The sequence below is a fragment of the Limnobaculum parvum genome, from assembly GCF_003096015.2.
Classification (GTDB): domain Bacteria; phylum Pseudomonadota; class Gammaproteobacteria; order Enterobacterales; family Enterobacteriaceae; genus Limnobaculum; species Limnobaculum parvum.
The window spans coordinates 619,946-633,166 of record NZ_CP029185.2 but is presented as its reverse complement, the minus strand read 5'-3'; the positions used below and the strand labels follow the sequence as shown (position 1 = coordinate 633,166).

14 protein-coding genes are annotated in these 13,221 nt (G+C 43.9%); 2 read left to right on the top strand and 12 right to left on the bottom strand.

Annotated elements, in window-relative coordinates; genetic code table 11:
* Window positions 1-42: 42 nt before the first annotated feature.
* From HYN51_RS02240 to HYN51_RS02225, 4 genes are all read right to left on the bottom strand, one after another.
* Complete coding sequence (locus HYN51_RS02240; RefSeq protein ID WP_108901352.1) at window positions 43-1,770, bottom strand: ShlB/FhaC/HecB family hemolysin secretion/activation protein; 1,728 nt, start codon at window positions 1,768-1,770, stop codon at window positions 43-45.
* Window positions 1,771-1,846: 76 nt separating this feature from the next.
* Window positions 1,847-3,157, bottom strand: a complete 1,311-nt coding sequence (locus tag HYN51_RS02235; RefSeq protein WP_108901351.1) for a collagen-like triple helix repeat-containing protein — start codon at window positions 3,155-3,157, stop codon at window positions 1,847-1,849.
* A 456-nt stretch (window positions 3,158-3,613) separates the two neighbouring features.
* Window positions 3,614-4,201 (bottom strand): undecaprenyl-diphosphate phosphatase, encoded by a 588-nt coding sequence (gene ybjG, locus HYN51_RS02230; protein ID WP_108901350.1) that lies wholly within the window; start codon window positions 4,199-4,201, stop codon window positions 3,614-3,616.
* Window positions 4,202-4,225: 24 nt separating this feature from the next.
* Window positions 4,226-4,894, bottom strand: coding sequence for a phosphatase PAP2 family protein (locus HYN51_RS02225; protein ID WP_230514046.1), 669 nt, complete (start codon window positions 4,892-4,894; stop codon window positions 4,226-4,228).
* Between the two features lie 283 nt (window positions 4,895-5,177).
* Here HYN51_RS02225 and panE point away from each other — a divergent pair, with 283 nt between their 5' ends.
* Window positions 5,178-6,107: a 2-dehydropantoate 2-reductase gene (gene panE / locus HYN51_RS02220; RefSeq protein ID WP_108901348.1), complete on the top strand. Its 930-nt coding sequence runs from the start codon at window positions 5,178-5,180 to the stop codon at window positions 6,105-6,107.
* 43 nt (window positions 6,108-6,150) lie between these two features.
* On the opposite strand, the gene HYN51_RS02215 is transcribed toward panE, so the two are convergent.
* The 8 genes from HYN51_RS02215 to ulaA form a co-directional block, all read right to left on the bottom strand.
* A complete protein-coding gene (locus tag HYN51_RS02215; RefSeq protein ID WP_108901347.1) occupies window positions 6,151-6,591 on the bottom strand; it encodes a type II toxin-antitoxin system HicB family antitoxin in 441 nt (146 codons plus the stop codon).
* A gap of 18 nt (window positions 6,592-6,609) precedes the next feature.
* Window positions 6,610-6,792 (bottom strand): type II toxin-antitoxin system HicA family toxin, encoded by a 183-nt coding sequence (locus HYN51_RS02210; protein WP_108901346.1) that lies wholly within the window; start codon window positions 6,790-6,792, stop codon window positions 6,610-6,612.
* Window positions 6,793-7,198: 406 nt separating this feature from the next.
* The gene (locus HYN51_RS02205; RefSeq protein ID WP_108901345.1) at window positions 7,199-7,888 is read right to left on the bottom strand and encodes an L-ribulose-5-phosphate 4-epimerase; all 690 of its coding nucleotides are present in this window, start codon (window positions 7,886-7,888) and stop codon (window positions 7,199-7,201) included.
* Window positions 7,888-8,748, bottom strand: coding sequence for an L-ribulose-5-phosphate 3-epimerase (locus HYN51_RS02200; RefSeq protein WP_108901344.1), 861 nt, complete (start codon window positions 8,746-8,748; stop codon window positions 7,888-7,890). Before HYN51_RS02200 ends, HYN51_RS02205 begins: the two co-directional genes overlap by 1 nt.
* 9 nt (window positions 8,749-8,757) lie before the next feature.
* Entirely contained in the window at window positions 8,758-9,414 is a 657-nt protein-coding gene (locus tag HYN51_RS02195) for a 3-keto-L-gulonate-6-phosphate decarboxylase UlaD (RefSeq protein ID WP_108901343.1), read from the bottom strand.
* A 47-nt stretch (window positions 9,415-9,461) separates the two neighbouring features.
* Window positions 9,462-9,920 carry a PTS ascorbate transporter subunit IIA gene (gene ulaC / locus HYN51_RS02190; protein ID WP_108901342.1) on the bottom strand — a complete coding sequence of 153 codons (459 nt, stop codon included), beginning with the start codon at window positions 9,918-9,920 and terminating at the stop codon, window positions 9,462-9,464.
* A gap of 9 nt (window positions 9,921-9,929) precedes the next feature.
* On the bottom strand, window positions 9,930-10,235 hold the full coding sequence (gene ulaB, locus HYN51_RS02185; protein WP_108901341.1) for a PTS ascorbate transporter subunit IIB: 306 nt from the start codon (window positions 10,233-10,235) through the stop codon (window positions 9,930-9,932).
* A gap of 18 nt (window positions 10,236-10,253) precedes the next feature.
* Complete coding sequence (gene ulaA / locus HYN51_RS02180; protein ID WP_108901340.1) at window positions 10,254-11,660, bottom strand: PTS ascorbate transporter subunit IIC; 1,407 nt, start codon at window positions 11,658-11,660, stop codon at window positions 10,254-10,256.
* A 431-nt stretch (window positions 11,661-12,091) separates the two neighbouring features.
* Between ulaA and ulaG the strand changes: the two genes are divergently transcribed.
* Entirely contained in the window at window positions 12,092-13,156 is a 1,065-nt protein-coding gene (gene ulaG, locus HYN51_RS02175; protein ID WP_108901339.1) for an L-ascorbate 6-phosphate lactonase, read from the top strand.
* Window positions 13,157-13,221: the final 65 nt, after the last annotated feature.

Here is a 13,221-nt window from a genome sequence, read left to right as displayed (position 1 = left end):
GTTCATTACCAAACAATCAGGCCGGGATATCCCGGCCTGATGCTAATTGTTGAAATTATAAGTAAAGGTGGCATTAAAGCGAAAGCCACGTTTATCACTGTCGCTAGGGACATCGCCCACTGGTCGCGCACCTTCCAGAGACAGGGAGTAGTGTTTACTGTCCCCGATCGTGACGCCCGCCGCGTAAGATGCCAACTTTCGGTCATCCAACACTCGTTGATTGAAGTAACTTCTGGCGGTATCGACTAATGCATAGGGCTGAATAGTATTGAGCCAACGGCTTTCGCGGCTATACATATACCGCATTTCAAGCTGCCCACCATAGCCATAGTCACCGCTAGCATCACCATCCGGATATCCCCGACCATAGCGTAAACCACCAAAACTGACGCGTTCCGGCTCTGGTAAATCGTTATCTGACCAGTCCCCCTCAAGGCTGGCGCTCAGACGCCACTTTTCAGCCAAAAGATAAGCCGCATCGTTATTCAACCGCCAGCGGGTAAAGGCGAGATCGGTATACGGTAAATCACTGCTAGCCATTGAACCTTCAATACCTTGCCGTAAATTCAGCCGGGTAGACCAGACGCCTTGGGTATATTCTCGGTAACGCGCTAACGATAAATCGGCAGCCGGATATCGTAGTTTAAATCCTTCCTTTGCAGAGAAAGGATCTCCCAGCAGGCGACCGTGATAAGAAACATCATATTGCTTATCCAGATAGTCCAGACCACCACTTAAGGTCCATTGATTCTGTCTGGTTAACCGCAGAGGGTAATTAAATTGGATACCACTGGTATATTGGGTTTCCTCTGTCTTGCTCCCAATATCAACATCCAATTGGGGCAACACCAGTACTGGCGTATCCTTCTTCGGTTTCTTATTGTAGTAACTCCCTTTCAGTTGCATCTGCAAGCCGTCATCATTTAAATACTGTTGGTAGTTCATACCAACATAGTTCTCTTTATTGTCATTGCTTCCCAAAGGAACCAGAGTGGCAATACCAAACTGCTCACCATAAGAAGTCAAACCGCTCAGCGTGCCGTTAATCACCGCCTTCTGTTGGTCTTTCCGACTATCGACCGTTGAACTCAGATTCCAATAGTGAGGATGGTCTGCTTTTACATCTAGTTGAGTCGCGCCATAAATATTATCCGGATTTTTTGCCGATGCGCTGACAGTGGTATCCGGTGTTCGGTTCATTAAAATGCTGTAGCGTTCAAACCACTCTTGCGTCAGCGGCTTTTGCTCCATAATTTTACGCGACAGCCTTTCTAATCGATGGGCAACCGCCGTGTTATCGCTTTGTACTCGACTATTAGCAATATAGCCTTCCACCAATTCCACACTTAACGTGCCCTGTTGAAAATTTTTGGATGGCAAATAAACATAAGAAAGGATATAGCCATCCTGATGATATCTTTCGGTAATGGTCTGCGTTGCTTCGATCAGTTTCTTCAGAGGAATTTTTTTATCAATAAAATCAGCATAGGGTTTGATTAAGGTTTCATTGGTATAACGCGTTCCGCCAATAAACTTCAGGTGCTTAACTTCGATTAATGTTTCCAGCGTTAGCCCGGTAGTCACAGCCTCGTCAGATGAAGAGGGAATGGTAGCCTGCGCGCCTCTCTCTCGTGGTGCGGTAGGTTTAGCAACTTCACTGGCTAATTTTGCCGGATTATTGGGGTCAATCAGCGTTGGCAAAACGTCAGCCCAGACGCTGCCCACGCTAGAAGTGAATACACACAACAGGCCAATTTGTCTTATTTTCATAATCGATTTCTCGTGGCATACCCAGATATTAAAGTGCCCCGCAAAAGGGGGCACTAAGCATGATGATTAAAAATGATTATTTACCTGACTTATTTAGTGTTCCACCGATACTGATACCCGCGCCAGCACCAATCCCTGTTGTAACATTCCCAATCAGACTTCCAACGGGATTCGTATTGGTACCACCGGTGGCATTACCCGAAGTGATACCGCTAACCGTATTGGTTACACCGCTAACTACACCACCAACCAAGCCACCTACGCTGCCCGTGTTACCCGATGAAGCACCGCCAGCAGAACCGGTTGCACCGGATGTCGCATTGGTCAATGTATTAACCACATTACCCACGACACCACCGTTAGAGGGCGCGGATCCTGAAGTCACCAGACCACCGGTATCTCCCACCGCTTTCCCTACATTAGCTACGGTATCCCCTATCCCATTTAGTGCTGGCGCAGTATTACCGACCTGATTACCCAAATTGGCAACCGCAGTACCAACCTGACCAAGCACCGTGTTAACAGGGGCACCTAATCCTGTGGTATCGCCCACTTTCTGGGTGATATTCTCTGTCGTGATAACAACCGGAGTAACAACGCCCGTTAATGCGGTTGTCACTTTAGCCGTAGTACCCGAAGTCAGATCTTGCGCTAATCCATCACCAACATCAGAAACGACACCACCAACCTTATTAACCACGCCACCAGTGACATCCAACGCACCGGTTTTACCAACATTCCCTAATAATTTGGTCTCACCTAAAGCGGCAACGGTATCACCTAAGCCAGAAACCCCATCCCCTAATGAACTGACTGCTTTTGGTACGCCAGCTACGGTATCGCCGATGGCATTTGGATTTGAACCTAACTGGGCAACGCCATTCTGAATACCGCTACCCACATCATTAATGGCATTGCCTGCGGAATCAACCAACGATACGGTACCCTGAACAGCGACTCCCCCGGCATCCGGTAACGTCACATTACTAACGACATCACCAACACTTTTTACTGTGTCACCCACGCCATTGACGGCACCACCCACATCATTCAGCACATTTCCGGTAGCGGTAGCCGGAGAAGCTATATCAGAACCGCCTCCACCATTATTTCCACCGTTATCTCCACTATTGCCACCGCCGTTGTTTCCTCCGTTATTACCACCACTATCTCCAGCACCGCCATTGCCAGTGCTGCCACCATCATTATTTGCACTACTATTATCATCACTACCAGAACTACCATTATTGCCAACGTTCTGGTTTCCTTTATCTTTAAATGCAGAGCTAAGCGATCCTCCTCCACCCCCACTACACGCCGCGAGAGAACAGACAAGCATAATGGTTAATGCAATTCTGCTCAGGCGGCCAATATTTGTCCGTCTCATATAAATAACCTCTTATTAGAAAACGTCCGATGACGTAATTATAATTGTAGGGGCGGTTTATATTTATTCCAGAATAGAGTAGATATATTTATCGATATAAATCAGACTGGTTAATAGTAAATTTTTATATTTTTATAATTCGAAATTAATATATGATAATATACATACAAATATATTTAAAATTACGTCATGAAATAACTGTTAAATTATTTAATTATTAAATATCAATTAATTAAATTAATTTATAGCAATAATGATATATGCATTGATAATGAATGTTTAATGCCACAAAAACATTCAAATAAGATTAGACTTTATTATAGTCATCTTGCATAAAGTGGGGGTATTTAAATATACGAGGATATCATTTGTTAATTAAATCGAGGTTAATCTATTAACAATACATCAGCTATTTTCAGGGCCATACTTGGCCCTGTTTTAATGCTCATTGGCTAACTAATATTTAACCCAACTTTTTTTGATTGGTAAGATAAAGATTCGATGATATATCTTCTCTAAATTGGTCAAAAATGGCTTTCCCCACAGCGACCAAACCCATTGCGTCAGGAAGCAAGAAATCAACCCCACTATAAGCGCACCAGCCATATCCATAGGCCAATGAACACCTAAATAGACCCGAGACCATGCAATACCCAATGCCCATGCCATAAAGAACATGCCAATACCTAGACGACCCCAAAACAGAAATGCCAACGCAAATGTAAACGCTCCCGTACCGTGGTTACTTGGAAAAGAGGGCGTATTACTATGGTCCAGTAGCTGATAGCCAACTCCCTGAATAAACGGGCGAACGTGCGGAAAAATTGTTCCCAGCGCTTTGGCTAATATGACACCGAATGCCAGCGCAATAAGCGTTTTTATCACCAGTTCACGGCGAGGTACCCATAGCCATGCAATCAACAATACAATCGGTATAATATCTATCGCCTGTTTCGCCAAAAACTCAGCGACATTAATCAGCCAAAAGGGAGAATTTGGCGTGACATTTATCATCATAAATAATTGATAGTTAAAATTTTCCATACATCACACTCGCTCTTAATGGCACTATTTTCGCCATAACGTAATGCGCTCAACCAACCAATAGCACACAAGTTGGCTTAACCACACCCACCAGCCCGCCCAAAGGTTATGAGAAAGAAAATGGGCACCTCTCATAACTTGCCCGTACCCCATAACCATCCCAAGAAAAATACCCAGCCACCAACAACACCATGCCAATTTGGGCCGTTCTGGATAAAACAAAAAAAACAGCGCCATAACGGCAAATCCACACGATGAGTGACCTCCAGGAAAACATTTTCCTGGTCCGGGATTCACTCCGCTAGAAACAGATTCAAACAAATGAAGGTAGGCCGCCTGCCCACCAAACTCACTTAGACTCCAGGGACATGAATGAATACTCGATGCTTTTAAAATACCAACCACGGCAGTCCCAATACCAAGTAATATCATCGCCACAATTAAACGAGGATTTTTACGGTATATCCCCCAAAACAGAGCAACAACGGCAGATGCAATAATCGAAAATTTAAGCAATTTATGATTAATCAACTCCAACCAGGCGTTGTCTTTCATAGGAAATGAGTGCGTTTCAACCTGATACCACTGACCAGTGATCCAAAAATCGAGCCTATCGTGCCAAGAGAGCCCTAAAAAAAGTACGGCTGCTGCCAACAGAAATAGAACCTGACGTATATAAAAAGAAGATGGCAATATCTGAGTACCGCCATGGATGACCTGAGTCTGTTTGCTGGCTGCCATTAAATTATCCGGTAGAGAGTGTGAAGCGATTTTTATCTATATGATCGTAAAGTGTAGGGAGTAATTCTTAGTAAATTATTAAGCGTTAACTCTTTGACCAGAATTCACTATTTATATTGTTCGAATATCTTATAGAAGTGATGTCACGAAATGTTTTTTCGATCTATTCTAAATACCTGACACGCTATTCTCATTTCACAACATGATTAATCATCTATCAGACCGAGGATGTTATATGCGAATTCTTATCGTAGGGGCCGGAGCCGTTGGTGGGTACTTTGGCGGTAAACTGCTGGAATCAGGGCAAGATGTGACCTTTTTGGTTCGACCTGCCCGAGCACAAAAATTAAAACAAAGTGGATTAATCATTAAAAATCCGGGAAATCAGCTAATCTCGTTCCCTTCTCCTCAATTAGTTACCACGGAGGAAATTAGCCATCCTTACGACCTCATCCTGCTTAGTTGCAAGGCCTACGATCTGGAGAATGCCATTGATTCTTTTTCCCCAGCAGTAGGTCCTGATACCGCTATCCTACCGCTACTCAATGGGATGCGTCACATTCAAGTGTTAGAACAGGCTTTTGGTAGCAAAAAAGTTCTGGGTGGATTATGTAATATCGTTTCTACCGTTGAAGCCGATGGCACTATCTATCGCATGACGCCTATCCATAACATCATTTTTGGTGAATTAAACGGCACCAAAAGTGATAGAACCAGCCGGATTGCTCACATTTTCAAACAAACTGATTTTCAGTCTGAGCATAGCGAGAATATTCTACTGGCAATGTGGGAGAAGTGGCTGTTCCTTGCCTCTCTGGCATCCAGTACTTGTTTAATGCGCGCACCCATTGGCGATATTATTGCCTCACCGGATGGTAAGACATTTATTCTCATGTTGATTGAAGAAATAAGAAACATAGCGCTCAAAGCGGGCTATGCTCCCGACGTAGAACGAGCCCATAAGATGTTAACAGAACCAGGCTCTAAGCTAACCGCATCAATGTATCGTGATTTACAAAATGGCTCACGTATTGAAGCTGACCATATTGTTGGCGATCTATTGTTCCGCGCTCAACAGTCCGGTATCGATCCAAATAGCCTGATACGCCTGCGAGCGGCTTACACTCACTTGAAATCTTATGAGTTACAACGTTCCGCAGTTTAAGCTAATGAGTAAGTCTCCTCCCCGGGAATATGACTGGGGAGGATTACCCTTCCATCCTTAATAATTCATTTTTTGCCGCAACGGCCAGAAAATGGCTACGGTCGCGGTAATCATCCTGAGTTTTAACACGTGAATCAATTCGACGAATTAACACATCCGGTAGCGAAATATTAATCCGCTGTGGTTTTCCTTCCAGCTCCGACAAATCAACCTCAATCACAAACCATTGTTGTCCATCAAATTCAGTATGGGTTTTCTGATAAACCAACGGACCAAGATCTTTAATTTGCGCTAAAGAATAGCGCCCTGATTCAATCATATCAGTGATGGTGAGTAAAATGGCCTCCCGGGCCATTCCGGCCACATCTTCTACGCAGTCTGCCGCAGAAAAACAGCCATAATCTTCGTTACATAAAGCAGGCACAGTTAGACCATAAGCCGTCTGCTCATCTTGTGGTACTTCAACAGCAATAGAAAATAACATATAGCCTCCTGATAAAACCTAAATTCCAGCCGCTCTTTTGATCGATCTAACGGTGCCCTCAGGCAAATTCTTTTTAGGATGAGGGACTGGAAATGTTTTTTTCGTTATCGGAGACCACCATATCTGGTGGCTTCCTCCATTATGCCGCCGCCATTCACACCCAGCAGCCCGAAGTTCTTTAATCAAATCCGATGATTTCATTTATCACTTCCATATCAATATACACACAGATACACACAAAAACAATGCTTGTATGTATCTGTGTGTAAAAATAATTAAACACAGTTACCACAAGCCCTGTGTAATCTAATGACATAAGCGGATAAATAAGAAGAGACCGATTATACGGGTGGAATATGTTTCGCTCAGAAAAGAGATCTGATGATATAACTTACATTTCTTTTAGAAGCATATCGCAGCAGTCAAATTTCGTATGAATCTGACGCTATCTTGATAAAGATTTAGGGCTGGCAAACTCAACGAACTGTATAAACCAAAATCATATTAATCAAAAAAATTCCGACCGAACTCATTGATAGTATCAATAAAGATACTCAACTTATTTCGATCGGAAAATGCTCATTCCACACACTGAAAAATAGATGGCCTACTTTGACTGACCATAATAAGCACTTGGACCATGCTTTCTTAAAAAATGTTTATTTAATAAATAGTTATCTATTTTTCGTCTATGAGGATTAATACTACTGGCTATCCAAGCCATTTTTGCCACTTCTTCCATAACGACAGCATTATGCACCGCTTCATCGGCATCTTTTCCCCAAGTAAAAGGCCCGTGTTGATAAACAACGATACCCGGAATGTATAAAGGATTAACTTTCCCTACCGTCTCAGCAATGACCTTTCCTGTGTTAAGTTCATACTCACTATTGACCTCATCGGCGGTTAATGCCCGGGTACAGGGGATATCACCAGAAAAGTAATCAGCATGTGTTGTACCCAAAGCAGGTATTGGCATTCCCGCCTGCGCCCAAGCTGTTGCATAAGTAGAATGAGTATGAACAATCCCCCCGAGTTGGTCATAGCAACGATAAAGCTCAAGGTGAGTCACTGTATCGGAAGAGGGTTTATAGCCCCCTTCCACAACCTCTCCATGAAGATTAACCGTTACCATATCCTCAACTTTCATCTGTTCATAGGCTATACCGCTGGGCTTAATAACGACCAGTTGCCGCTCACGATCGATAGCACTGACATTTCCCCAAGTAAATGTCACCAGACCATAACGAGGCAAATCCATATTCGCTTCATATACCTGCTGTTTTAGCCGTTTCATCAGACGGTTGCCTCCATCAGTAAACCCGCATTTAGCATTCGTTGCTTAACCCAATCTCGCGCAGCCTTTACCTCTTTCACAGGATCGACAGCAGTCTCACTCCACATCTCTATCAAGTATGGCCCACTGTAACCACTTTCCTTCAACGTCCTAAAACAGCTTTCAAAATCAACAACACCCGTACCAAAAGGGACATTCTTAAATACCCCCGGCAAAGTATCTTTAATATGTACCGCAACAATATGACCACTTCCTGCTTTCAGCTCCATCTGCACATCATTATCCCAAGCAGATAGATTCCCAATATCTGGATAGAGTTGAAACCAAGGGTTATTTAGATAATGGGCATATCCCATCGCTTTGCTGATGGAGTTCATCAACGGATAATCCATTATCTCCATTGCCAATGTCACCTGAGCACGACTAGCCATGTCTACAGCCAGTTTCAGCCCATCCCTAAAGCGCTCACGGGTTTCATTATTAGCTTGTTGGTAATAAACATCATAACCAGCCAGTTGAATCACCCGAATACCGACATCTTGAGCCAGCCGTATCGCCTTACTCATGATTTCTAACCCTTGATTGCGTATAGCATCATCTTCTGAACCAAGAGGAAAACGACGGTGAGCACTCAAGCACATAGAGGGAACTCGTATTCCCGTCATGGCAATAGCATTAACCAACGACAAACGCTGCTCGCTGTTCCAGTCAAGCCGAGCCAGTCGGATATCACTTTCATCTACTGACATTTCAACAAAGTCGAACTCCAGCTCTGCCGCTAACTGCAGGCGACTTAGCCAGTCCTCACCCGCCGGCAAGGCTTTTTCGTAAATCCCTAAAGGCACGGCTTTTTGCAGCATAGCGTTTCCTTAACTCCAGATCTGAGCGATTGAACGTTTAAACTGACGAGCAGCCTCTACCGGATCTGCTGCATCACGAATGCTACGACCAGCAATAAAGACATGGATCGGTATCCCTTTAAACAGGGGTAAATCCTCTAGTGCCAATCCTCCGGTCACTGTCACTTTAAAGCCCATATCAGACAACCGCTGAACTGCTTGAATATCTGCTTGCCCCCATGCCACACCAGCAGCCTGGGCATCACGACTGCGGTGATATACCACTTGTTGAATCCCTGCCTGATACCATTCCTGTGCCTGCTCCCAAGTCCAATATCCGGTCAACTCGATCTGAACATCGCCACTGAACTCTTTAGCAACTTCCAGAGCCCCTTTGGCGGTATTAATATCTGCACAACAAATGACCGTAACCCAATCAGCATTAGCTTCAAAACACATACGAGAGAGGATTTTTCCGGCATCAGCAATTTTGGCATCGGCCAACACAATTTTATGAGGGTAAAGCGCCTTAAGATCGCGTACAGCACGAACCCCCTCGCCGACACATAAAATGGTTCCTACCTCAATGATATCAACCTCTTCAGCAATCAGGCGGGTCGTTTGGTAGGCATGGTCCAACGTCTGGTTATCTAACGCAACCTGTAGCATAGGTAAAGGATGAGTCATATTTTTTCCTTTTAGATCAATAAATTTAATGTCATCACCATAGTGAGCTAAGCATTTACCCTGTCGATCAGCGCCAGCACCTCTTCAGACGTTCGGCAAGCCCGTAAATGATCAAAATTAGCTTCATCTTCAAACAGATTAACCACCTGCATAATTCCCACCTCTTGGTGGGTATGTGCGTCAACAGCAGCTAAAGTGATCAAAATATCAACCGGGTCGTTATCTTCATGATGAAAAACCAGTGGTGTTTTTAAAGTCACTAAGGCAAAACCCGTTTTCTTCACCCCCTCTTCCGGACGGCCATGCGGCATCGCCAGACCGGGTGCAATAACAAAATAGGGGCCGAAACGCGCTACACCATCCAAAATAGCCTGATAATACTGAGGCTCTACCACATCAGCCTTCACCAGCAAATCGACGCCAATCTTCACCGCCTCTTGCCAATCACCAGCCTCAGCCTGCAAACAAATGGAGTTATTCTCAGCCAAAGAGTCTCGCAGTTTCATATTTACTCCCTACTTCATATCCTGCGGAAAATGAGCCTGAATCACTTCCATCAGTTTTGGTCCAAAATCAGCGGCCGATAGCATGTTTCGCACGCCAACCACATACTTATTACCACTCACCGTGATTTCACCGGCTACATGAGTAGAAGCAACAATAATGTCAGCACCGCCTAACTCCGATTTATATTCACCTACCGCACAGCTATTGACCGAATGATTAACGCCCTGTTGTGTCAAAAATTGATCAACTTTCATTTTCATGATCATCGAGCTACCTTGCCCACAACCACATACTGCAAGAATGCGTACCGTCATAATTGGTTCCCCTATCAGTTAACTGGCAGAATTTAATGAAGATTCTGTCAAACGTTTCTCTGCATCTTCTTCAGCCCGCAGGCTGCGACCGGCAAAAAACATGTAAATCAGAGCGATAACAATAACGACCCCCATAAACCACAGGCCCAGTGTTAATCCCTGCATTAGAGGAGGAGCCAAAATAGACCAGTCAGCCATCCCCATCCATGCGCTCAGCCCCGTCAACTTAACAGCCCATACGCAGCCGAAAATCTCAATCATGCCCATCACCAAACAGATCTTCAGCGCAGCACGCCATCCACCAAAGTGGTTGGCAAATACGCCGATAGTGGCATTAGAAAAGAACATGGGAATAAAGCCGGGAATAATCATGATGGAAGAGCCCACAACAATCAGAATGGCTACCGCAATCAGTTGACCAATCGTTCCCCACAGGAAGCCCCAAACCACAGCATTAGGTGCAAAGCTATAAATTGCAGCACAATCGATGGCCAGTACGGCACCGGGAATTAAACGTTGAGAGATTCCATTAAAGGCTTCAGACAGCTCAGCCACAAACATCCTAACGCCTTGAACAATAATGAAAATGGCGACGGCAAACTGAAAACCGGTTTGCAGGATATAGATGCTCCAGTGGACCTTTCCTGCCATTTTTTGCACGGTATCGATACCAAAGGAACAGAGAATGGCGCCGAAGAACAACGTCATCACGATTGCCGTAGAGACGATATTATCGTGGAAAATATTCAGCCAGCCCGGAAGTTTCAAGTCTTCAACGCTCTCGCCTTTCTTACCCAGATAGGGGGCTATTTTATAGGCAATCCAAGAAGCAAACTGCTGCTGATGACCGATAGAAAATCCGCAGTTATCGGTAACTTCCTGAGTTGGTTTGAACATCATATTAGAGGTGATACCCCAATACAGAGAAACTAACACCGCAGTACAGAGAATGGTGGTCCACATCGGATAACCAAGAATATAGAAAAATACGGCAATCAGCCCCGCCTGCTGAAACATGATATGCCCAGTTAGCATGATAGTGCGAATACCCGTTACCCGACGCAGTAAGACATAGATAATATTGAGTGCCAGCGCCAGCAGTACTGCATAACCAACCCAGCTATAGGCATCCCCCATGCGCTCTACTGTCGCCATCATTGAAGCATAGGTATCAGAAATCGCACCGTTAATTCCATAAACCTCTGACATTTTTGCCACTACTGGCTTAAAGGTGCTAGTCAAAATACCTGACCCAGCCTGTAATAACATGAAGCCAATGATGGTTTTGATTGTTCCTTTGACGATCACCGTTGCGCTTTTACGCAGCAGCAAGTAGCCAAGACAAGTCACAATACCCAGCAGCAACGGGGCATTAGTCATAACCTGATTAAAAAAGATGGTAAAAACGTTATAAAAAGTTTCCATAAAGCACTCCATACGGCTTTTGGCATACTCGTCACCCTTTAATATTTTTAAATTAAGGTGTGATATGACGAGCTGTGTTTATAATGCGACCCCACTCTAGCAATCAAATTTAATCACACAAAGATTAAATTTGATTATTTGTGAATAAGATCGCAACTTAGTTTTATACAGTAATCATTTCATTTAACTATAATATTAAAAAATAACTTTCCTTTTTAATTACATGTAAATAGAAAAATAATCATCAGGAATAGAATAAAAACAGATAAATAAAATGAGCTCATTTAAGATGGGAGCCATAAAAAAACATTGTTTTCATTCTCATTAGTTAATGTTAGATTCCTCACAAACAATCTTTAATAATCTTTTTATGATTAATTTTGATTACTAAAGAAACCAACATACATCAATCATTATTGGGAGTCATAACTATGAGTAAAATTGAAAACATCACCCGTGAATCCTGGGTTCTGAGTACTTTTCCAGAATGGGGGACTTGGCTGAATGAAGAAATTGAACAAGAAATTGTCGTTCCTGGAACGTTTGCTATGTGGTGGTTGGGCTGTACCGGTATATGGTTGAAATCTCAAGGAGGCGCTAATATTTGTGTCGATTTCTGGTGCGGTACAGGTAAGCAAAATCACAGTAGCCCACTGATGAAAACAGGCCATCAAATGCAGCGGATGGCGGGAGTAAAAAAACTACAGCCAAACCTGCGTACTACCCCGTTTGTACTCGATCCCTTCGCGATTCGTAAGATTGATGCGGTTTTATCTACCCACGATCATAATGATCATATTGATGTCAATGTTGCAGCTGCCGTCATACAAAACTGTGATAGTTCAATTCCATTTATCGGCCCACAAACCTGCGTTGATATTTGGACTGGATGGGGTGTACCACGCGAACGTTGCATCGTGGTAAAACCGGGTGATGTTATAAAAATAAAAGATACTGAGATTCATGCGCTTGATGCGTTTGACAGAACCGCACTCATTACCCTCCCGGCAGATGAAAAAGCGGCCGGTGTGCTGCCGGATGGCATGGATAAACGCGCCGTTAACTACCTGTTTAAGACACCTGGGGGCAATCTGTACCACAGTGGTGACTCACATTATTCAAACTATTATGCCAAACACGGTAATGATCATCAGATCGATGTAGCGCTGGGTTCTTATGGTGAAAACCCTCGAGGTGTAACGGATAAAATGACCAGTGCCGATATTCTACGCATGGCCGAATCGCTAAATACTAAAGTGGTTATCCCTTTTCACCATGATATCTGGTCTAACTTTCAGGCCGACCCGCAAGAAATTCGCGTGTTGTGGGATATGAAAAAAGATCGGTTAAAGTATGGCTTTAAGCCTTATATCTGGCAGGTGGGCGGAAAATTCATCTGGCCACAAGATAAAGACGATTTTGAATATCACTACCCACGCGGTTTTGATGACTGCTTTACCATAGAGCCAGATTTACCTTTCAAATCATTTCTGTAGTGATTCTGCTTTCAGTAGCCGGGCTATGTCCGGCTTTCATCCTGTTGGCGATAGGATAAAATGTT

Excerpts from the sequence above, each read along its gene's own strand:
- ulaC (WP_108901342.1), bottom strand. The coding sequence starts at position 9,920 with ATGAAACTGCGAGACTCTTTGGCTGAGAATAACTCCATTTGTTTGCAG.
- HYN51_RS02200 (WP_108901344.1), bottom strand. The coding sequence starts at position 8,748 with ATGCTGCAAAAAGCCGTGCCTTTAGGGATTTACGAAAAAGCCTTGCCG.
- ybjG (WP_108901350.1), bottom strand. The coding sequence starts at position 4,201 with ATGGAAAATTTTAACTATCAATTATTTATGATGATAAATGTCACGCCA.
- HYN51_RS02235 (WP_108901351.1), bottom strand. The coding sequence starts at position 3,157 with ATGAGACGGACAAATATTGGCCGCCTGAGCAGAATTGCATTAACCATT.
- HYN51_RS02205 (WP_108901345.1), bottom strand. The coding sequence starts at position 7,888 with ATGAAACGGCTAAAACAGCAGGTATATGAAGCGAATATGGATTTGCCT.
- panE (WP_108901348.1), top strand. The coding sequence starts at position 5,178 with ATGCGAATTCTTATCGTAGGGGCCGGAGCCGTTGGTGGGTACTTTGGC.
- HYN51_RS02215 (WP_108901347.1), bottom strand. The coding sequence starts at position 6,591 with ATGTTATTTTCTATTGCTGTTGAAGTACCACAAGATGAGCAGACGGCT.
- HYN51_RS02240 (WP_108901352.1), bottom strand. The coding sequence starts at position 1,770 with ATGAAAATAAGACAAATTGGCCTGTTGTGTGTATTCACTTCTAGCGTG.
- HYN51_RS02210 (WP_108901346.1), bottom strand. The coding sequence starts at position 6,792 with ATGAAATCATCGGATTTGATTAAAGAACTTCGGGCTGCTGGGTGTGAA.
- HYN51_RS02195 (WP_108901343.1), bottom strand. The coding sequence starts at position 9,414 with ATGACTCATCCTTTACCTATGCTACAGGTTGCGTTAGATAACCAGACG.
- ulaG (WP_108901339.1), top strand. The coding sequence starts at position 12,092 with ATGAGTAAAATTGAAAACATCACCCGTGAATCCTGGGTTCTGAGTACT.
- ulaA (WP_108901340.1), bottom strand. The coding sequence starts at position 11,660 with ATGGAAACTTTTTATAACGTTTTTACCATCTTTTTTAATCAGGTTATG.
- ulaB (WP_108901341.1), bottom strand. The coding sequence starts at position 10,235 with ATGACGGTACGCATTCTTGCAGTATGTGGTTGTGGGCAAGGTAGCTCG.